Source organism: Actinoplanes philippinensis (genome assembly GCF_900113015.1).
GTDB lineage: Bacteria > Actinomycetota > Actinomycetes > Mycobacteriales > Micromonosporaceae > Actinoplanes > Actinoplanes philippinensis.
On sequence record NZ_FONV01000010.1, the window covers coordinates 222,960 to 243,725 of the forward strand.

The 20,766-nt window shown below is 69.9% G+C and carries 17 protein-coding genes; 7 read left to right on the forward strand and 10 right to left on the reverse strand.

Annotation, left to right across the window (positions count from 1 at the left end; genetic code table 11):
• Window positions 1–49: 49 nt before the first annotated feature.
• The 3 genes from BM290_RS26895 to BM290_RS26905 all read right to left on the reverse strand — a co-directional run bounded on the left by BM290_RS26895 (window position 50) and on the right by BM290_RS26905 (window position 3,819).
• Window positions 50–1,684 carry a peptide ABC transporter substrate-binding protein gene (locus BM290_RS26895; RefSeq protein WP_093618679.1) on the reverse strand — a complete coding sequence of 545 codons (1,635 nt, stop codon included), beginning with the start codon at window positions 1,682–1,684 and terminating at the stop codon, window positions 50–52.
• Window positions 1,685–1,927: 243 nt separating this feature from the next.
• Window positions 1,928–2,596, reverse strand: coding sequence for a response regulator (locus BM290_RS26900; protein WP_093618680.1), 669 nt, complete (start codon window positions 2,594–2,596; stop codon window positions 1,928–1,930).
• On the reverse strand, window positions 2,593–3,819 hold the full coding sequence (locus BM290_RS26905) for an ATP-binding protein (protein WP_373871080.1): 1,227 nt from the start codon (window positions 3,817–3,819) through the stop codon (window positions 2,593–2,595). Before BM290_RS26905 ends, BM290_RS26900 begins: the two co-directional genes overlap by 4 nt.
• A gap of 165 nt (window positions 3,820–3,984) precedes the next feature.
• On the opposite strand from BM290_RS26905, the gene BM290_RS26910 reads away from it, so the two are divergent.
• The 3 genes from BM290_RS26910 to BM290_RS26920 all read left to right on the forward strand — a co-directional run bounded on the left by BM290_RS26910 (window position 3,985) and on the right by BM290_RS26920 (window position 7,057).
• Window positions 3,985–5,340 carry a PspC domain-containing protein gene (locus BM290_RS26910; protein WP_093618682.1) on the forward strand — a complete coding sequence of 452 codons (1,356 nt, stop codon included), beginning with the start codon at window positions 3,985–3,987 and terminating at the stop codon, window positions 5,338–5,340.
• Window positions 5,337–5,681: a hypothetical protein gene (locus tag BM290_RS26915; protein WP_093618683.1), complete on the forward strand. Its 345-nt coding sequence runs from the start codon at window positions 5,337–5,339 to the stop codon at window positions 5,679–5,681. The genes BM290_RS26910 and BM290_RS26915 overlap by 4 nt, the downstream gene beginning before the upstream one ends.
• A 128-nt stretch (window positions 5,682–5,809) precedes the next feature.
• A complete protein-coding gene (locus BM290_RS26920; protein ID WP_093618684.1) occupies window positions 5,810–7,057 on the forward strand; it encodes a phosphatidylserine decarboxylase in 1,248 nt (415 codons plus the stop codon).
• A gap of 549 nt (window positions 7,058–7,606) precedes the next feature.
• Here BM290_RS26920 and BM290_RS26925 read toward each other — a convergent pair.
• The 5 genes from BM290_RS26925 to BM290_RS26945 form a co-directional block, all read right to left on the reverse strand.
• Entirely contained in the window at window positions 7,607–8,572 is a 966-nt protein-coding gene (locus tag BM290_RS26925; RefSeq protein ID WP_373871078.1) for a CDP-alcohol phosphatidyltransferase family protein, read from the reverse strand.
• A 190-nt stretch (window positions 8,573–8,762) separates the two neighbouring features.
• On the reverse strand, window positions 8,763–9,656 hold the full coding sequence (locus tag BM290_RS26930; RefSeq protein ID WP_093618685.1) for an NUDIX domain-containing protein: 894 nt from the start codon (window positions 9,654–9,656) through the stop codon (window positions 8,763–8,765).
• A 5-nt stretch (window positions 9,657–9,661) separates the two neighbouring features.
• A complete protein-coding gene (locus BM290_RS26935; protein WP_093618686.1) occupies window positions 9,662–10,609 on the reverse strand; it encodes an NUDIX hydrolase in 948 nt (315 codons plus the stop codon).
• A gap of 131 nt (window positions 10,610–10,740) precedes the next feature.
• On the reverse strand, window positions 10,741–12,288 hold the full coding sequence (gene guaA / locus BM290_RS26940; RefSeq protein WP_093618687.1) for a glutamine-hydrolyzing GMP synthase: 1,548 nt from the start codon (window positions 12,286–12,288) through the stop codon (window positions 10,741–10,743).
• A gap of 37 nt (window positions 12,289–12,325) precedes the next feature.
• Complete coding sequence (locus BM290_RS26945; protein WP_177319920.1) at window positions 12,326–14,155, reverse strand: S8 family serine peptidase; 1,830 nt, start codon at window positions 14,153–14,155, stop codon at window positions 12,326–12,328.
• 130 nt (window positions 14,156–14,285) lie between these two features.
• Here BM290_RS26945 and BM290_RS26950 point away from each other — a divergent pair, with 130 nt between their 5' ends.
• From BM290_RS26950 to BM290_RS26960, 3 genes are all read left to right on the forward strand, one after another.
• Complete coding sequence (locus BM290_RS26950; RefSeq protein WP_093618918.1) at window positions 14,286–15,380, forward strand: LCP family protein; 1,095 nt, start codon at window positions 14,286–14,288, stop codon at window positions 15,378–15,380.
• Window positions 15,381–15,399: 19 nt separating this feature from the next.
• A complete protein-coding gene (locus BM290_RS26955) occupies window positions 15,400–16,791 on the forward strand; it encodes a M1 family metallopeptidase (protein ID WP_093618689.1) in 1,392 nt (463 codons plus the stop codon).
• A 115-nt stretch (window positions 16,792–16,906) separates the two neighbouring features.
• Window positions 16,907–17,578: a suppressor of fused domain protein gene (locus tag BM290_RS26960; RefSeq protein ID WP_093618690.1), complete on the forward strand. Its 672-nt coding sequence runs from the start codon at window positions 16,907–16,909 to the stop codon at window positions 17,576–17,578.
• Here BM290_RS26960 and BM290_RS26965 read toward each other — a convergent pair.
• Together BM290_RS26965 and guaB are read right to left on the reverse strand one after the other, a co-directional pair.
• Complete coding sequence (locus BM290_RS26965; protein ID WP_093618691.1) at window positions 17,538–18,656, reverse strand: GuaB3 family IMP dehydrogenase-related protein; 1,119 nt, start codon at window positions 18,654–18,656, stop codon at window positions 17,538–17,540. The two genes, BM290_RS26960 and BM290_RS26965, sit on opposite strands and share 41 nt — an antisense overlap.
• A gap of 20 nt (window positions 18,657–18,676) precedes the next feature.
• A complete protein-coding gene (guaB, locus tag BM290_RS26970) occupies window positions 18,677–20,164 on the reverse strand; it encodes an IMP dehydrogenase (protein WP_093618692.1) in 1,488 nt (495 codons plus the stop codon).
• 120 nt (window positions 20,165–20,284) lie between these two features.
• On the opposite strand from guaB, the gene BM290_RS26975 reads away from it, so the two are divergent.
• A complete protein-coding gene (locus tag BM290_RS26975) occupies window positions 20,285–20,686 on the forward strand; it encodes a DUF5319 domain-containing protein (protein ID WP_093618919.1) in 402 nt (133 codons plus the stop codon).
• Window positions 20,687–20,766 lie beyond the last annotated feature (80 nt).

A 20,766-nucleotide genomic window follows, 5' to 3' on the forward strand; every position in this document is an offset into this window, starting at 1 on the left:
GTCACGGTCGCATACGCTCCGTGACGCCACCAGTGTGCAGTCGATCAGATCAGGCGAGCGTTTCGAGCTCGTACAGGTTGACCCTGCTGAACAGGTCGACCTCGACGTTCGTGACGCGCTCCGAGTAGCCGTACACATTCTGGCCGTACCGCAGCGGAATGACCGGCATCTCCTCGGCGAGGATGTCCTCGGCCTCCTGCCACTTCTTGATCGAGGCCTCCGGCGTCGCCGCCTTCGAGCCCTCCTTGACCAGGGTGTCGAACGCCGCGCTGGACCAGCCGTAGTAGTTCGAGCCGCCGTTGGTGCCGTACAGCGGGTTGAGGTAGTTCTCCATCAGCGGGTAGTCCATGATCCAGCCGAGCCGGATCAGGCCGATGTCCTGGTGCTTCTGCAGCTTGTCCTGCATCACCGCGAACTTCGGCTCCTGCTCGCCGATGCAGTTGACCTGCAGCGACGCGCGGATCTGGTTGCACGTAGCGTCGACCCACGACTTGTGGCCGCCGTCGACGTTGTAGGTGATCTTGATTTCCTTCGGGCCGCCGTTCTGCTGGTACAGCTCGCGCGCCTTCGTCGGGTTGTACTCGCACGGCTCGCCGCAGCTGTTCTCGCGGTAGCCGCTCACCACCGGCGACACGAACGACTTCGCCGCCGTCCGGGAGCCGAGGAAGATCTGCGACGCGATCTCCTCCCGGTTGATCGCCATCGAGATCGCCTTGCGGACGTTCGGGTTCTTGTACTGCGGGAGGAACGTGGGGAAGCCGATGAACTCGAAGACCGAGTTCTCGCTCTTCTGGAACCGCTCACCGAGGTCGGCCGGGGCGTTGGCCAGAGCGTCCGTCGGGATGGTGGTCTGCACGTCCAGGTTGTTGTCGACGAGATCGGCGTACGCGGCCATCTGGTCGCCGTAGATCTTCCAGGTCACGCCGTCGACCTTCGGCACCACGCCCTTGAAGTCGGCGTACTTCTCCACGACGATCTTGTCGTCGTGGACCCAGCTGCCCTTCATCTTGAAGGGGCCGTTACCGATCAGGTTCTCCTCGAACCCCTTGGCGATCACGCCGTCGGAGGAGAACGCCGCCTTGGGCAGCGGGAAGAACACCGAGTAGGCGATCACCGACTTGAAGCTGGCGAACGGGGCGGAGAGCGTGACCTGGAAGGTCAGGTCGTCGATCTTCTTCAGCCCGGACATCTTGTTCGTCGTCGGCTCCGCCGCTTTCTCCGGGCCGTCACCGTCGGGGTCGAGCGGGTTCAGGTCGGCGTAGCCGGCGATCCGGTCGAAGAAGTAGCCACCGCCCTGAGCGTTCGGCTTGTAGGCGCCGTAGTTCCACGCGTCGATGTAGTTCTGCGCGGTGACCGGCTCGCCGTTGTGGAAGGTGAAGCCCGGCTTGAGCTTGATGGTCCACACCCGGTTGCCCTTCGCCACCGAGATCTTCTCGGCGGCGACCTCGACCGGGTTCTTCTCCGCGTCGAACGTGACCAGCGGGTAGAAGAGGGAGTTGAGGACCTGGGCGCTGCTGCTGTCGGTGGCGTTCGTGGGGAGAAGGTGTTGCGGCTCGGAGATGCCGATCACGACCGTGTTGCCGGCGGCTGTCGGATCCTCCGAGTCGCCACTGCCACAACCGGCAACCAACAAGGAGATGGCGGCCGCTATGGCCGCCATCCTCCACGGGCGTTTCCCAAGCATGGGAGAGCCTCCTTCAGGGGCGCTCACGAGGGGTGTGTGAGTAGCAGCCACTGTGACACAGAGGCATCAAAACCCGGAGCGCCGTTACCAAGCCGATATTAGGCGGCTACGTCCGCAGAAAACCTCATGAGCGACCGTTTAGGCGAGTTTACCCGCTCCGAACTGCGACAACTCCATGCGGCTTCTAGCGCAGCACTCAGCGCAGCCTATCTGAAAAACTCGCAAGAAACCTGCCCGGAAGGGTCAGACCAGACGCCGATCGGCTGCCCATCGTGACAGTTCGTAACGATTGCTCATCTGCAATTTACGCAGAACGTTCGAAACGTGTGTCTCGACGGTCTTGATGGAGATGAACAACTCCTTGGCGATCTCCTTGTACGCATACCCTCGCGCGAGCAGCCGCAACACCTCGCGCTCGCGGTTGGTGAGCTGGTCGAGCTCCGGATCGGCCACCGGAACGTCGGCGCGGGAGGCGAACGCGTCCAGCACGAAACCGGCCAGCCGGGGGCTGAACACCGCGTCGCCGTCGGCCACCCGGCGCACCGCCGCGGCCAGCTCGTCCGGCGAGATCGTCTTCGTCACATAGCCCCGCGCGCCGGCCCGGATGAGACCGATCACATCCTCCGCGGCGTCGGACACCGACAGGGCCAGGAACCGGACCTGCGGATGGGAACGACGCACCGACTCCAGCACGGCCCGGCCCCCGCCGTCCGGCATGTGCACGTCGAGAAGCACCACATCCGGCTGCACCGCGGCGATCCGGCTGATCGCCTCGCTCACCGTGCTCGCCTCACCCACCACGTCGACGTGGACGCCCAGCTCGGCGCGCACCCCGGCGCGGAACATCGCGTGGTCGTCGACCAGGAAGACGTTGAGCCGACGGGCCTCCGGCTCGATCACGGGATCGGTCATCGCACAGACTCCTTACCAGCGGTCACACTCTCCCGCGACACGGGAAGCATGAGCCGCACCTCCGTACCGTCTCCGGGGGCGCTGCGGATCTCGGCCCGCCCACCGTGACGCTGCATGCGCCCGATGATCGACCCCCGCACCCCGTGCCGGGTGTCCGCCACGCCGCCGGGATCGAAGCCGGCGCCTCGATCCCGGACGAAGACGCTCAGCTCATCCTCCTCCACCTCCGCGTAGAGCGAAACCGTCTGCACCCCCGCGTGCCGGGCCGCGTTGACGAGCGCCTCCCGCCCCGCCGCGACCAGAGCCGCCACCCGCTCGTCGCACTGCGTGTCACCGACCACGACGGTCTCCACGGTGATCGCGTAGGTGTCCTCCACCTCGGCCGCGGCCTGCTCCAGCGCGGCGGCGAAACGCTCGGTCGGCGAGCCGGTCGGGCGGTAGAGCCAGTTGCGGAGGCTGCGCTCCTGCCCCCGGGCCAGGCGCTGCACCTCCTTGATGTCGGTGGAGTTGCGCTGGATCAGGGCCAGCGTGTGCAGCACCTGGTCGTGGATCATCGCGGCCAGCTCGGCCCGCTCCTGCTCCCGGATGCGGCCCTCGCGCTCGGCCCGCAGCTGGCCGAAGGTGCGCCAGACGAGCGGGGCGACCACCACGCCGACACCGAGCAGGCCGACGAAGGCGAAGATCACACCATTGAAGACGGCCGAGAACGAGTCGGTCGGCGAATAGACCGCCACCACGCCGATGATCCCGACCGCGACCAGGATGCCGCCGCCGATGAACCGGACCACGAACGAGCGCCGGTCGTTCTCCGAGACCATCGCGGTGAACCACGGGGTCGACGTCAGGCTCTCCGAGTGCGCGTCGCGACGGCTCGGGTCCGACTGGTGCCAGATCACGCCGGCGCCGACCGCGACCACCGCGATCATCCAGCCCGCCGTGGTGGCCACCTGGTCCTCGAAGAGCTGCGCCTGCAACAGGATCACGCCCAGGCCGATCGCCGCGAACGGCATCAGCGCGCCGAGGTCACGCCGGGCCGGCTGCTCCTCGCCGCGCGCCTCCTGCGGCAGCACCGCCCAGTAGGCGGCGTAGAGCAGCAGGCCGAGGGCGTTGAATCCGAGCAGGACGACGAGCGTGATCCGGACGGCCAGCACCGGCAGGCCGAGGTGGCGCGCCAGGCCGGCGGCGACCCCGGCGACGATGCGCTGGTCGCGGGGCCGGTACAACCGGCGCGGCGGTGGTGCGGCTGCGGTACTCACCCTCCGATCGTCACACGTGGCGCGAGACTGGGCCACGGGGAACATCCCCGGTACCGGACGCTGATATCTCAGGGTGGCCTCAGGGTCGGCGCCGGAAGCGGCTGGGGTGAGGCGACGAGCAGGATCGAGAACATGAACGACGAACCGTCCGGTGCCGGTCCCAAGAAGGACCACCAGGCGCCTTCCGACCAGCCCGGCGGCTTCCCGCCCGGCTCCACCGTCCCGCCCTGGGTCTCCGCGGCCTCGGCCGCCTGGTCGCGTCAGCAGCTGGTCCGCCCCCGGCAGGGCCGCTACGTGGCCGGCGTCTGCGGCGCCGTGGCCCGGGCCACCAACACCGACCCGGTGCTCTGGCGGGTCCTGCTCGCCGTCCTCGCCGTCCTCGGTGGCAGCGGGGTCCTGCTCTACCTGATCGGCTGGCTGATCATGCCGTCCGAGGGCGACACCGCCTCGCCGGTCGAGTCGCTGCTCGGCAAGGGCCAGTCCGGCATGCAGCCGCTCTCGGTCGTGCTGCTCGGCGGGGCCGCCCTGATCACCTTCGCCTTCATCGTCAACGACGGCGTCCGGGCCGGCATGCTCGCCGCCGCCGTGATCCTGGGCGCGTTCCTGCTCATCAAGAGGAGCGGCACGCCCTCGTTTCCGGCCGCCGCCCCGCCCGGTGCACCACCTGCCGCGCCGCCGCCGGGCGCCGAGGAGCCGACGGTGGCGTTCGTGGCGGCGCCCGCGGCCACACCGGCCGGCGAACCGGTGAGCCCGCCCTCGGCGTACACCCCGCCTGCCCCGCCGCCGCCCACGACCGGAGGCTTCCGGCCGCCGTTCGCGCCGCACGGCCCGTTCGCCGGACCGACCCCGCCGCCGCCTGCGCCGCCCGCCCCGCCCAAGCCGCCGAAACCGCCGAAGGAGCGGTCCATCCTCGGCCGGCTGACCTTCTTCGCCGTCGTCATGGTGACCGGCCTGATCGGCGCGATCGACATGAGCGGCGTGGACGTGGACATCTCCGCCTACTTCGCGGCGGCCCTGGCCACGACCGCGCTCGGCCTGATCGTCGGCGCCTGGTTCGGCCGGGCCCGCGGGCTCATCGCGCTCGCCCTGGTGCTGAGCTTCGCCCTGGGCGTCTCGTCCGGCCTGGAGCGCTTCGGCCGCGAGTGGACCCCCAGCGTCTACCGGCCCACCACCTTGGCCGCGGTCGCCGACACGTATGAGTTCAACGTCGGCAACGTCACCCTCGACCTGCGCGAGATCGACTTCACCGGCCAGACCCAGAGCACCTCCATCGACATGAAACTCGGCCAGCTCAAGGTGCTCCTGCCGCCGAAGGTCGACGCCACCGTCGAGGCCGGCGTCGAAGGCGGGCGGCTGGTGCTCTTCGACCAGGAGTTCGCCGACAGCTCGTACCGGCAGGCCACCGACCTCGGGCCGGACGGCGCCGGCGGTGGCACGCTCAACCTCGACATCCGTCTCGAGGCCGGAAACGTGGAGGTGATCCGATGAAGCCGCACCGGATGGACGGGGTGTCGCTGAGCTTCGGCCTGATCTTCCTGCTGATTCCGCTCTGGTGGGCGGTCTCCCAGGTGGTCGCCCTGGAGCTGCCGGCGGTCGGCTGGATCGTGGCCGGCGGGCTCATCTTCTTCGGGGTGGTCGGCCTGCTCGGGGCGATCCGCTCCGGCCGCCGGGAGGTGCCGCCCGCCCCCGTCCCGGCCGCCGCGACGGTCGAGACGCCCGGCGACCTGCCGCCCGAGATGCACGCCTCGATCGTGCGGGAGCTGCTCGACGACCCGGCCGACACGTTCGCCCGGGAGCACCCCTCCGCCGAGCGTCCGCGCCAGGACTGACGTATGGCTCTCACCGGTGTCTCAGCCGCCGCGAGACACCGGTGCGAGCCGTGCCGGTGTCCGAGATGAGACGACCGCGACCCCGCCCACGGGACGACCAGCCGTGGGCGGGGCAATATGCTCGCGTAATGACCGCGTTTCCGACCGTTTCCGTGGCGCCCGTCCCCGGCGTGGGTGACCGGGCCGCCCGAGCCCTGACCGCCGAGTTCGCCCGGCAGAACGCGGCCACGTCCGCACTGCTGGTCGGCGCCGACCACTCCTCGGCCGTGGTGGCCGCCGCCGTCGAGGCGCTGCTCCCGGGCGACACGCTCACCCTGGTGCCCGGCGTCAACAGCAGCACCGACCTGCTCCGTGGCCACATCACCGGCCTCGGCAGCTGGGTCGCCGACCGGGTGAAAGTCGTGGAGTCCCTCGACGAGGCCCAGCCCGCCGACGTGGTGATCGTCGGGGAGCCGCTGACCGGCACCGCCGAGGAGGCCCGCACCCTGATCGACCAGCTCGGGAAGTATCTGGCCGACGGCGCCGTGCTGTCCCTCGCCGCGCCGGCCGGTCCCGGCCGCACTCAGGGCGCCGCCGCCGAGCTGTTCCGGCAGGGGGCGCTCTTCGGCGTCGGCTCCGACCTGGTGGTCCGCAACCAGCCGCCGCTGCGGGTGCACAAGCTGCGCTTCAGCCCGGCCGAGGTGTCCACCGCGGCGACCCTGGCCCCCGCTTTCCGGACGTCGAGTGTCCCGCTGACCCGCACCATGCACATCGACTCCAACGGCGTCGCCGCCGCCGGCATCACGCTCGGCCTCGCCGCGCTGGCCCGCCGCGCCCGGCCGCAGTCGAAGCTCTGGCTGGTGCCGGCGCTCCTCGCGGCCCCCGTCGCGGCGTTCTTCCGCGACCCCGAGCGCGATGTCCCCACCGACCCGGCAGCGGTGATCTCCGCCGCCGACGGCAAGGTGCTCTCCGTCGAGCGGATGCGTGACGAGCGCTTCGGCCCCGACGAGTTCCTGCGGATCGCGGTGTTCCTCTCCGTCTTCGACGTGCACGTCAACCGCGCGCCGGTCGCCGGCCGGGTCGCCGACTACTTCGTCGAGGAGGGCGGCTACGCCAACGCGGCGACCGCGGCCGCCGAGCACAACGTCGCCGCCTACACCGTCCTGGACACCGAGCACGGCACCGTCGCGATCGCCCAGCGCACCGGCCTGATCGCCCGGCGCATCGTGCAGCGGGCCCCGGTCGGCACGCTGCTGGCCAAGGGCGAGCGGTACGGTTTGATCCGCTTCGGCTCCCGCACCGACGTCTACCTGCCCGCCGACCGCGCGGAGTCGCTGGTGTCGGTCGGCGAGCGCGTCGTCGGCGGCTCGACGGTGATCGCCCGCTTCACCAGCTGACATCTCGGTCCGGGCGGTCGTGGCCTCCGGCCACGGCCGCCCGCCGGCGTCGCCCACCCCCAAGCCGGACTCCAGCGCCGCTGAGAGGCCACCGCCAGAAGAGGGCGTCGCCCACCCCACCCAAGCCGGACTCCAGCGCCGCCGAGAGGCCACCGCCAGAAGAGGGCGTCGCCAGGAACCACGCGGCTCCGAGCCCGTTGCCCCCGCACCGAGCGAAGGCAATACCGCGGCCTGTGCCGGGGAAGGCAACACCCGAAGTGCCCATGGCCAGGAGAGATCAACACAGGCCGAAGGAACGCCAGGAGAAGGCAACGCCCCAAGAGCGCAACGTCCGAAGAAGGCACCGCGCGAAGAGGGCAACGCCCGAAGAAAGCGGCGATGCCAGCGGGACTGCTGAGAAGGGCTCGGGAAGGTAGGGATCCGGTCGCGCAGTGGCCGGCTTGTCCACCCGAGTCCGGCCTGTCCACCCGGGTTCAGCACCGCCGGGGTGAAGAGGAAGGGCGCATGGGAAAGGCCGCCCCCATCGGAGGCGGCCTTTGTGGTAACCGGTCAGGCGGTGCGGCGGGTGCGCATCCACAGGATCGGGCCGCTCACCAGGTACGCGGAGACGATCAGCACGAACGTCATGCGGGGCTCGAGCAGCGCGCCGACGATCGGGAGGAGCCACAGCCACGGGGGGAGCTTCAGCAGGCGGGCGAGCTTTGCATACGGGAAGCTCGAGACCATCGCGAAGGCGAGCAGCGTCACGCCGGCGAGCTGGACCATGCCGGGGAGCGGCAGGCCGATCAGCACGGTGAGGGCGAGGACCGCGGCGGCCATCGTGGTGGGGACGCCGCAGAAGAAGCGGCCGTCTTTCGGGGAGACGTTGAAGCGGGCCAGTCGGATCGCGGCGCAACCGGCGACCAGGGCGGTCGCGATCGCGGCGGCGGCCTGCGGGACCTGGTCGGCGAGGGAGGCGTAGACCACGACGGGCGCGGCGAGACCGAACGAGCACATGTCGGCAAGCGAGTCCATCTGCGCGCCGAACGGGCTGGCCACGCCGAGCTTGCGGGCGAGCGCGCCGTCCAGGCCGTCGAAGACGACGCAGGCGACCAGGCAGGCCGCGGCGATCTGGACCTGACCGTCCATGGCCAGGAAGATCGCCAGCAGGCCCAGGCCGAGGCTGGACAGGGTGCAGGCGTTGACGAGCGCGAAGCTCGCACGGCGGGACATGGTGCGCTCACCGGGAAGCAGGGGAATGGAAGCCGGCGCCGGGTCGGGCTCGGCGACGGACAGATCCACAGGGACCCCCGGCGCGGGAATCGTGAGAGTCCGCGCCGGCTCGGAACCGATGTGCAGCACCTCGGCCCGGGTCGCGGTCGCGGCCCGCCCGGTTTCGGCGGAGCGGCGGCCCACCCGAACCATCAGGGCCTGCCGGGCGAGACTTCCGCCCCGGCGCAGCCGGCCTGCCCAACGACGCCCGGCGGGACGAGGACTATCCGTCGATCGACGCCGGCGCCAAGGGGAACTCGGCACGTGCTTCCTCCATGGAGTTCGGTTGTTCCGCCGGGGACTCGCGAGCCCGGCGAAATTGCGGGTTACACCATCGCACAGCCGGACGGCCTTGGCGAGAGGGCGAACGATCCAGAGGTTCAACCGCGAGCCCTGAGGAGTTCATTCCCCGAGCGGACCGAGGGACACGTCCTCAACCTTCCGGATTCCGATTTTAGCCCGTCCGGCCGAGCGCATCCCGGGTCAACTCGGTGAGGGGCAGGTTGCCGGCCTCTTCACGGGTGAACCAGGCGGCTTCCGCGGTCGATCCGCCGGCCGCCTCGGTGACCGCCGCGACGGTCGGCTCGGGCACCGTGACCTGGTAGAGAACGCGGATCACGTGCCAGTCGAGGGGTACCCCCTCGGGGCCGAGGGCGGCCGGGTCATACCGGTGGGAGACACCGGCCAACCCGGTGATCCGGCCCCGCTGAGAGGTCTCCTCGTAGAGCTCACGGGCCAGGGCGCGCTCCGGAGTCTCGCCGAAGTCGGTGCCGCCGCCGGGCAGGTGCCAGTGCCCGCCGCCGGGGTAGCCGTCGGCGATCCGGGTCAGCAGGACTCGCCCGGCCGCGTCGGTGGCCAGGGCATAGGCGCCGAACCGCTGCACTCGGCCGGTCGGCTCCGGGGTGCCGAAGGAACCCTCGACGGGCTCGATGGGCTCGGAGCCGACGCCGAGGACCCCGGCCGTGAAAGGCAGCAGGGGGCGCTGCGCCGGATCGGCGGCGGCCACCCACTCGGCGAGGTCGCTGGTGCCGGCTGTCTCGGGGGTCAGCTCGCCGCCGGTCACCACCACGTCGTAGATGATGCGGTCGGAGTGCTCGATCGTGCCGTCGGGCAGGCGGGCCAGGTCGGCGAGGACCGTCCGCACCCCGGCGATCCGGACGGTGAGCCCGGTCTCCTCGGCGAACTCCCGGACGACGGTGTCATCCGGGTGCTCGCCGTGGTCGATGCCGCCACCGGGCAGCGACCATACTCCGGGGAACGCACTCAGGCCGGATCCGCGGGTGAGCAGGACAGCGCCGTCGGCGGAGCGGCACACCCCGTACGCCGCAGCCCGTCTATTGATCTTCACCCGCTCTAGATTAGCTTCGCCGCCCGCAGAGCATCCGCCGTCACCTCGGTGATCTGGTCGGGGCCGAGCGTCGCGACCTCGCCGAGCGGCATCCATCGTGCCTCGGAGGTGGACCCGCCGACGTCGTGGATGGTGACCTCGGTCGGCTTGTCCACGACGACCCGGTAGAAGGCGCGGACGCCGTGCCAGTCGATCGGGTAGCCCTCGGGGCCGAGCGAGGCGGCGTCGCGGTGGCTGGCCACGCCGAGCAGCTCGACCAGGCGGCCCTCCTGGCCGGTCTCCTCGACGAGCTCGCGGATGAGCGCGGTGCCGGGCTGCTCGCCGTAGTCGGTGCCGCCGCCGGGCAGGTGCCAGCAGCCGGCCCCCGGATAGCCGTCGGAGATCCGGGTGAGCAGCAGGTTCTCATACGGGTCGGTGGCGATCGCGTAGGCGGCGAAGCGCTGTGCGCGGTGCAGGCCGTCCGGTCCCTCGTAGGCGTAGAAGGACGGGAAGACCGGCGCCTCCTCGGGCCGCAGGTCACCGGCGTCGGCGGAGAGCCCCAGCGCGGCCGCGGTGAACGGCCGCAGCTTGAGCCTCTCGGCCTCTTCGAGGGTGTGCCAGCGGGCCAGGTCGGTGGGATGACCGACCCGGTCGATCAGGTTGCCGCCGCGCACCGACACCGAGTAGATGAGCCGGTCGGTGTGGATGGTGACGCCGCGGTGCGGCATCGAGCGCATGTCGGCGAGCACGTCGTGCAGCCCCGTGACGGCGACGGAGAGCCCGGTCTCCGCCGCGGTCTCGCGGACGACGGTGTGGTTGGGATCTTCGCCGTGGTCGACGGCGCCACCGGGCAGCGACCAGACTCCGGGGGTGCCGGATTTGGACGATGCCCGGACCAGGAGCACGCGGCCTTCGCCGTCGCGGGCGACGGCGTAGGCGGCGATCCGGCGGAGCGGTTCGAGTGCGGGGGTCACGGGCCGCAATTCTGCCCGCGATTTGTTACCTCTCAAGAACTACTGTCAAATTCCTGACAGTGGGATAGCGGTGAGTAATCGCAGCTCAGGGCGGGTTACGCCGCCCTGGGCGATTGATCCACTACTGACCGTCACTCCCACTCGATGGTGCCCGGAGGCTTGCTCGTGACGTCCAGCACGACCCTGTTGATCTCACGGACCTCGTTGGTGATCCGGTTCGAGATCTTGGCGATCAGGTCATACGGCAGACGCGACCAGTCCGCGGTCATGGCGTCCTCGGAGGAGACCGGCCGCAGCACCACCGGGTGCCCGTAGGTCCGGCCGTCACCCTGGACACCCACGCTGCGCACGTCGGCGAGCAGCACCACCGGGAACTGCCAGACGCTGCGGTCGAGCCCGGCCGCGGTGAGCTCCTCACGGGCGATCAGGTCGGCCTGACGAAGAATGTCCAGCCGCTCCCGGTCCACCGCGCCGATGATCCGGATCCCGAGGCCCGGACCGGGGAACGGCTGCCGCTGCACGATCTCATCAGGCAGGCCGAGAGCCGTGCCGATCGACCGCACCTCGTCCTTGAACAGGGTGCGCAGCGGCTCGATCAGCGAGAACTGGAGATCGTCGGGGAGGCCACCGACGTTGTGGTGCGACTTGATGTTGGCCGTGCCGGTGCCACCGCCGGACTCCACCACGTCGGGGTAGAGCGTGCCCTGCACGAGGAACTCGATGTGCCGCTCGGCGTCGAGCTCACGAGCGGCCGCCTCGAAGGTGCGGATGAACTCCCGGCCGATGATCTTGCGCTTCTGCTCCGGGTCGGTGACGCCGGCCAGATGACCCAGGAACTGATCCTCGACATTTTTCACGACGAGCCGGACACCGGTCGCGGCCACGTAGTCCTTCTCGACCTGCTCCGCCTCGCCCGACCGCAGCAGGCCGTGGTCGACGAAGACACAGGTGAGCTGGTCACCGATCGCGCGCTGGACGAGAGCCGCGGCCACCGCCGAGTCGACGCCGCCGGAGAGCGCACACAGCACCTGCTTGTCGCCGACGACAGAGCGGATGTGGGCGACCTGGTCCTCGATGATGTTGCCGGGCGTCCAGGTGGGCTCGATGCCGGCGATCTCATACAGGAAGCGCTTGAGCATCTCCTGGCCCTGCTCGGTGTGCGCCACCTCGGGGTGGAACTGCACACCGGCCCGCTTGGACGCGAGGTCCTCGAAGGCGGCGACGGGCGCGCCGGGCGTGGAGGCGGTGACCGTGAAACCGTCGGGAGCGACCGCGACACTGTCGCCGTGGCTCATCCAGACGGGCAGGTCGGCCGGCAGCTCGCGGAGCAGGGCGCCACCCTCGACGGAGAGCAGCGTCCGCCCATACTCCCGGGAGCCGGTGTGGGCCACCGTGCCGCCGAGCGCCTGGGCCATCGCCTGGAAGCCGTAGCAGATGCCGAAGACCGGCACATCATGAGCGAACAGGCCGGCGTCGAGCGTGGGCGCGCCCGGCTCATAGACGCTGGAGGGGCCGCCGGAGAGGATGATCGCGGCGGGATCTTTCGCCAGCATCTCTGCCACCGGCATCGAGTGCGGGACGATCTCGGAGTAGACACGGGCCTCGCGGACCCGGCGGGCGATCAACTGAGCGTACTGGGCGCCGAAGTCGACGACGAGGACGGGACGCGGGGTACTCACCCGGCGAGTTTATCGGCGGGTGAGCACCCCTGACGCATCAGGATCGGTAGTACGTGCGGATCGTCGTGTACTTCACGTTGCCCGCTTTGTCGTACGCCCGGATCCGGACCTTCATGGTCTTCTTCTGGCTCGCCACCTTGAAGCTGAGCACGTAGCCCGCCGTGGTGTCCTTCGCCACGACCTTCCCGTTCACGATCAGCTCGACCTTGCTGATCCCGGATTTGTCGGCCGCTTTCGCGTACACCTTGACCGTGCCCTTGACCCGGGCCTTGTTCGCCGGGGCCTTGGTGATCGAGACGGTGGGCGCGAGGTTGTCGGCGGTGTACCACCGGGCCGGGAGCCAGACGTGGTTGCCGGCCTTGTCGTAGACCAGCAGCTGGACCTTGACCACGCCGTTGCGGGAGCCGGTCTTGAGGACCGGGGCGAACGGGGCGACGTAGTCCCAGCTGTGCCACTTGCCGTCGACGTAGAGGTTCACGTTCCGGATGCCGAACCAGTCGTCGGTCAGGCCGGTCGGGGTGATCGCCACGTTCCCGCGCACCTTGGCGTTCGCCGCCGGGGTGAAGCCGGTGGCGGTCGGCGACTTCGTGTCGGTCCCCCGGGTCAGCGCGGCCGCGGCGTCGACCGTGCCGTACTGCGTCCAGTTGTTGTCCTTGCGCGCCGAGCTGATGATCGCGTAGCGCAGCGACCCGCCCGAGTAGGTGGGGTGCTGCGAGGCGACCAGCGCGGCCACGCCGGCGACCAGCGGCGCCGAGAACGACGTGCCCTGGACCGCGTAGTCGTCGTAGACCAGCGCGCCGGTCCTCGGGTCGTACTCCTTGACCCAGCACGACTGCCGGCTGTCCCAGCAATAGACGCCGTTGTTCTTCATGGCCGCGGTGATGCCGGGCGCCGCGACGTCCACCCAGTTGCCGTAGTTGGAGAACCAGGTGCGGGCCGTGCCGCCGGTCCGGGTGTCGGTCGCGCCCACGGCGAGCACGTCGGCGTACGCCGCCGGGTAGCTCCACCTGGTGGTGCTCTCGTTGCCGGCCGCGGCCACCACCAGCACGCCCTTGCCGTTGGCGTAGGCCACCGCGTCCTTGAGCACCGCCGAGGTGGCCGTGCCGCCGAGCGACAGGTTGATGATCTTCGCCCCCTTCTGGGCGGCGTAGATGATGCCCTTGGCGATGTCCGAGTGGAAGCCGTCGCCGTTCCGGTCGAGCGCCTTCACCGGCAGGATCTTGCACTGGGCGCAGACCCCGGCCATGCCCTTGCCGTTGTTCGGTGTCGCGGCGATCAGCGAGGACACCATCGTGCCGTGGCCCTCGTCGTCCCACGTGTTGCTGTCGCCGTTGGCGAAGTCGTACCCGGGCAGCACCTTGCCGGCCAGGTCGCCGTAGGTGTTGACGCCGGTGTCCACGACCGCGACCGTGATCGCCGACCCGGTGGTGGTGTCCCACGCGGCCGGCACGTTCATCTGCGCGAGCTCGGGCTGGCGGTTCTGCGCGATCCAGGGGTCGTTCGGGGTCACATCGGACTTCTTGACGCGCGGGTCGACCTGCACGTACTCGACGTTCGGGTCGGCCTTGAGGGCCGCGGTCACGGCCGAGAGTCGGCCGCTCGGCACCTCGATCGCCTTCGCCCGGATCTCACCGAGCAGGCGGCGGGCCGTGGTGTCGCCGTCGGCCGTCGGCAGACCGAGCCGCTGCAGGCTGGGCAGGGTGACGTCGGCCGCGACGCCGGCCCGCAGGCCGACCAGCAGACGACTCGGAAGGGCTTGGATGGAACCGGTCACCGCGGCGCCGGCGACCGGGGCGAGGATCACTCCGGCGGCCATGGCGGTAACGGCGGCGAGACCTGTGACGATCCGCCGTCGAGTGGAATTCATTCTCGGACAGCCTCCCCGTGGGCGATCCGCCGCGGACCGGCGAATCGCCGAGCCAGCGTACCGGTGATCTTGAATTTCGCAATAGCCCACGGCATTGAGCGTTACCGCGCTGTCATTTACTGTTCCGGCTATGCGGAACAGCAAGATCACCTGGTCGATCGTGGCCGGCGTCGCATTGGCCCTGATCGCCGGAGTCGGCGTGGCCATCGCGGTGAGCCGGCGCTCGTCCGGGCCGGCCGCCGCGCCGGTCGTGTCGGGCAGTGCCGCCCCGCTCGTGAGCGTCACGCCGAGCGCGTCACCCGCACCGTCGCCCGGCGCGGACATCAAGGGCCCGCTCGATCTGGTGCTGATCGGCGTCGACACCCGGGTGAGCATCCCCGACTGGGAGCCGCACGCCGACACGATCATGCTGTTGCATGTGGAGGCGGATCTGAAGTCCGCATATCTGTATTCGCTGCCCCGAGACCTGCGAGTGGACATTCCGGCGTACCGGAAGTCCGGGTTCGGCGGTGGAAAACACAAGATCACCGAGGCGATGAGTCGTGGCTCGCGCATTCCGGGGTCGGACAAGAAAAGCGTCGAGCAGGGTTACGAGCTGCTCACGAAAACTCTCAGCGCGTACACCGGGATCAAGAACTTCCAGGGTGGCGCGATCCTGAATTTCGGTGGGCTGGACAAGCTGGTCGACAAGCTCGGCGGCATCGACCTGAAGATCGACCAGAAGGTGAAGTCGCGGCACCGTAAGCCGGACGGTTCGATGCGGACGCTCTCCGGCGGCGACTACATCGGACCGCAGGCCACCTACCAGCCCGGCACCCGGCACCTGGTCGGCTGGCAGGCGATCGACTACGCCCGGCAGCGGTACGGCCTGCCGAACGGTGACTACGACCGGCAGCGGCACCAGCGGCAGATGGTCGAGGCGATCCTGGCCAAGGCGCTGACCCAGGGTCTCAGCGACCCGGCGAAGCTGCGCCCGGTGATCGACGCGCTCGGGAAGTCGCTCGTCTACGTGGGCGGGCGTACCCCGTTCGAGTACGCCTACGCGCTCCGCGATCTCACGCCCGACAAGATCACCACGGTCACCCTGCCCGGCGAGGGGGTCGGCAGCGGCGGCGGCTACCTCGGTGAGCAGCTCAAGGACGAGGGACGCGGGTTCATCAAGGCGCTCGCCAAGGGTGATCACCGCCAATACCTCGCAGCACACCCCAAAATGGTCGACAAGTAGTGGCCGTACCCTCGATGACATGAGGGTTTGGGCGGTCGGACTGGTTCTGCTGGTGGCGGGGTGCTCGGCGGCGACACCCGGCCCCACTCCGAGCCCGGTCTTCAGCGCCGGGGCCGATGGGGCCGGCGATCCGTACTTCCCGAAATACGGCAACGGCGGCTACGACGTCGGCGGCTACGACCTGTCGCTGCGCTACGACCCGTCGTCCGGGCGGCTGGAGGGCACGGCCGCCATCACGGCCACCGCCACCCAGGACCTGTCCCGTTTCAACCTCGACCTGGCCGGGCTCAGCGCCACCGCGGTCACCGTGGAGGGCGTCACCGCCCGGTTCTCCGCCGAGGGCGCCGAGCTGGTGGTGACCCCGGCCACCGGGATTCCGAGCGGCCGCGGGTTCACCGCAGTCGTCGCCTACGCCGGCGTCCCCGCCCCCACCGGGACCGACACGCTCGGCACCGGCGGCTGGCTCCGCAACGGCCGCGAGGGCGCTGTCGCGCTGGGCCAGCCGGAGTCGGCGAGCACCTGGTTCCCGGTCAACGACCACCCGTCGGACAAGGCGACGTTCCGGCTGGCGATGACCGTGCCGGACGGGGTCGAGGTGATCGCCAACGGCGTTCCCGGGCCGAAGGACACCGTGGGCGGCTGGACCACCTGGCGCTGGGCCGAGTCGTCGCCGATGGCCAGTTACCTCGCCACCGTCGTGATCGGGCAGTACCGGATCACCGAGAGCACCCACGCCGGGCGCCCGATGGTCATCGCGGTGCCCGAGTCGTTGCCGGCCGACGGCGCGGCCGCGAAGTCGCTGGCCCGTACCGGCGAGATCACCGACTTCCTGGAGACGCAGTTCGGGCCGTACCCGTTCGACGCCAACGGCGGGGTCGTCGTCGACGAGGACCGGATCCGCTACGCGCTGGAGACGCAGTCGCGCCCGGTCTACGGCAACACGTTCTTCCTGACCGGCGAGAACACCGGCGTCGTCGCGCACGAGCTGGCCCACCAGTGGTTCGGCGACAGCGTCGCCCTCGCCCGCTGGCAGGACATCTGGCTCAACGAGGGCTTCGCGACCTACGCCGAGTGGCTCTGGTCGGAGCATCTCGGCCAGCAGACCGCGCAGCAGATCTTCGACCGGCGTTACGCGGGCTTCAGCTGGGCCGAGACCCCCGGCGACCCGACCGTGCGCGGCCTCTTCAGCAACGCCGTCTACCAGCGCGGTGGCATGACCGTCCACGCGCTGCGCAAGACCCTCGGCGACGACGCCTTCTTCACACTGGTCAAGTCGTGGACCGCCGAGCACCGCGACGGCAACGTCACCACCGATCAGTTCATCAAGGCGGCCTCCACCGCGGCGGGCCGCGACCTGAGCACGTTCTTCGAGGCGTGGCTCACCGCGAAGACCCAACCCCCGAAACCCTGATCTTTCGGTACGACCCACGCAGGGCCCCGAGCCTGTCCCCGCGACGGGGCTGCCACTCGCGACCGAGACGCGGCCGCCGGGCTGATGCGGCTCTCACCGTGACAGACTGCCCGCTGTGGATCACGAACTGTCCCCGGCCGCACAGGCGATGAGTGACCACCTGGCCGCGCGGTTCCCCGATGCCGAGCTGACGATCCTGCCGCCGGCCCCGGGCCGGATCAGCAGCCGGATGTCGCTGCATGTGGCCCGGCTGAAACTGCCGCGGTTCGGGTGGGTCTACGCCACCACCGGGTTGTGGGACGCCACTCAGAAGCACGGGCATGCCCTGGAGTTCGTGCTCTACGCCTCGATTCCCGAGGACGACCTGCACGTCGAGACGTTGACGATGACCGCCTGGTATCACGCCCTCGGCGGCGACCACGAACTCGACCTCGGCCACACCGTCCCGATCGGGCGTCCCTGGCTACCCGGTTCGTCCTGCGACCACCTGCTGGTCAGCCTGCCCTATCCGTGGGGGCCCGAGCTGGAGCAGTGCGAACTCCCGGGCGGGCACGCCCGCGTGCTCTGGCTGTTGCCGATCACCGAGGCCGAGAAGATCTACCGCCATCAGAACGATCTCGAAGCCCTGGAGCAGCGGCTGGAGGACGCCGGGATCATCCCCTTCGACCCGCACCGGACCTCGGTGGTCGCCGAAGACGAGATCGGCGGACTCCCGAGGAAGGGAGTCCGCCGATTTCTGAGACGAATCAGTGGTCGAGGACCAGCGAGACCTTCTGGAACTCCTTGACGTCCCGGTAACCGCACTTGGCCATCGCCCGCTTCAAGCCGCCGAAGAGGTTGAGCTGGCCGTTGGCGCTGTTGGCCGGCCCGTAGAGGACCTCCTCCAGGGTGCCGTCGGGCTCGCCGGCGATGCAGAAACCGCCGCGCGGCAGAGCCGGGTGCGATGCCGCCGAATGCCACCACGCGCCACCGGCCGGAGCGCCCTCGGCCAGCGACAGCGGCTCACCGAGCATCACCGCGTCGGCGCCGCAGCCGATCGCCTTGGCGATGTCACCGCTGGTGGCGATGCCGCCGTCGGCGATCAGGTGCACGTAGCGGCCACCGGTCTCGTCCAGGTAGTCGCGGCGCGCGGCGGCGGCGTCGGCGATCGCGGTGGCCATCGGCACCCGGATGCCGAGGACCGTGTCGGTGGTGGACCACTCGTCGGCGCCGACACCGACGATGACGCCGGCCGCGCCGGTCCGCATCAGGTGCAGGGCCGTCTTGTAGTCGGTGCAGCCACCGACGATGACCGGCAGGTCCAGGTCGGCGATGAACTCCTTGAGGTTGAGCGGCTCGTCCGTCGTGGACACGTGCTCGGCCGACACCAGGGTGCCCTGGATGACGAGCAGGTCGACGCCCGCGTCCAGCACCACCGGCGCGAGCGCCAGGGTGTGCTGCGGCGACACCCGGACGGCAGTGGTCACGCCGGACGCCCGGATCTCCCGGACCCGCTCGGCGATCAGCTCCGGCTTGATCGGCTCGGCGTAGACCTCCTGCAGACGCCGGGTGGCGTCGGCGTCCTCGTCGAGCGAGGCCAGCTCCTCGAGAATCTTGCGGGGGTCCTCATACCGCGTCCAGAGGCCCTCGGCGTTGAGCACGCCCAAGCCGCCGAGCCGGCCCAGGGCGATCACCGACTCGGGGCTCTGGGTGGCGTCCGACGGGTGCGCGACGCAGGGGATCTTGAAGGGGTACGCGTCGAGCTTCCACTCGGTCGACACGTCGTCGACGTCACGGGTACGACGGCTCGGAACGATGGCGATGTCGTCCAGGTGGTAGCCGCGCTGGGCGGTCTTACCGAGGCCGATCTCCACGACGTCACGCATGACTGGCAATCCTTTGGTTGTTAGCGCGAGTGGTAGTTCGGAGCCTCGACTGTCATCTGGATGTCGTGCGGGTGGCTCTCCTTGAGGCCGGCCGCCGTGATCCGGATGAGCTGACCGCGCTCCTGCAGGTCGGTGATGGTCTCCGCGCCGGCGTAACCCATCGCCAGCCGCACCCCGCCGACCAGCTGGCCGACCACCCGGGAGAGCGGGCCACGGTAGGGCACCTGCCCCTCGACACCCTCCGGCACCAGCTTCTCCTCCGGCACGTCGTGCTGGAAGTAGCGGTCCTTCGAGTACGACTTGGCCTGGCCCCGGGACTGCATGGCGCCGAGCGAGCCCATCCCCCGGTACGACTTGAACTGCTTGCCGTTCACGAAGATCAGCTCACCGGGGCTCTCCTCCGAGCCGGCCAGCAGACCACCGAGCATCACCGCGTTGGCGCCGGCGACCAGAGCCTTGGCGATGTCGCCGCTGTACTGAATACCCCCGTCGCCGATCACCGGGACACCGGCCGGCTTGCAGGCGCGGGCCGCCTCCATGATCGCGGTGATCTGCGGCACACCGACGCCCGCGACGATCCGGGTGGTGCAGATCGCGCCCGGCCCGACCCCGACCTTCACCGCGTCGGCGCCGGCCTCGACCATCGCCTTGGCGCCCGCGTAGGTCGCCACGTTGCCGCCGACGATGTCGGTGACGGTGTCCTTCTTCAACCGGGCGATCATGTCGAGCACCTGGCGCTGGTGACCGTGCGAGGTGTCCACGATGATCACATCGACTCCGGCGTCGATCAGGCCGCGGGCCCGCTTGTACGAGTCGTCGCCGACCCCGACCGCCGCGGCCACCCGCAGCCGGCCCTGCTCGTCCTTCGTCGCGTCCGGGTACTGCTCGGATTTCGTGAAGTCCTTCACCGTGATCAGCCCGCGCAGCCGGCCCTGCTCGTCGACGAGCGGCAGCTTCTCCACCTTGTGGCGGCGCAGCAGGTCGAGCGCCTCCGCCTTGGTCACCCCGACCGGCGCGGTGAACAGCGGCGACTTGGTCATCACGTCGCGGACCTTGGCGCTCGCGTCGGTGACGAACCGCATGTCACGGTTGGTCACTATGCCGACCAGCTTGCCCTCGCCCTCGACGACCGGGACGCCGGAGATGCGGTACTTGGCGCAGAGGGCGTCGACCTGGCCGAGAGTGTCGTCCGGGCTGCAGGTGATCGGGTTGGTGATCATGCCGGACTCGGACCGCTTCACCAGGTCGACCTGAGCCGCCTGGTCCTCCGCGGAGAGATTGCGGTGCAGCACGCCGATGCCGCCCTCACGCGCCATGGCGATCGCCATGCGCGCCTCGGTCACCGTGTCCATCGCCGCGGACAGCAGCGGGATCGTGAGCTCGACGTTACGGGTCAGGCGCGTGACCGTGTTGACCCGGCTGGGCACCACATCCGACTCGCCTGGCTGCAACAGCACATCGTCGAACGTGAGGCCGAGAGGAACGGTGCGAGCGCTGTCAGTTTCCACAGATCATTCCCTAGAGAAGAGGCGGAGTTCATCATCCTACCCATCCCGGCCGGGGCACCCGGGCGGCGGACAGAACGTGCGGGCCAGCACACACACTCGGGAGGTGAGTACGGTATGGGGGTGCAAGATGAGCCGATCGACCCGTTCAACGGCGACCCTACCGACCCGGCCGCCGGTCTCGACGACCTCAACGAGGACGCCGAGTCCGAACCGCTGACCGAGGACGAGCGGCAGGACGTCCTGGAGGACCTCTCCGACCTGGAGATCTATCAGGCGCTGCTCAGTCCGACGGGCATCCGCGGGCTGGTGATCGAGTGCGAGGACTGCCACGAGCCGCACTACTTCGACTGGGACCTGCTCCGGGGCAACCTGCGCCACCTGCTGAGCAGCGGCCGCCCACGGGTGCACGAGCCCGCCTACGACCCCGACCCCGACCACTACGTCACGTGGGAGTATGCCCGCGGCTACGCCGACGGCGTCCACGACACCCTGACCGAGGGCAGCGACGACGAGGCGCCGTAGTTTTTCCGGCGTGACAGCGGCCACCGCATTCGGCCCGGCGGTCGCGCTGCGGCCGTGAGCATGCAGAAACGCCGCGGCGA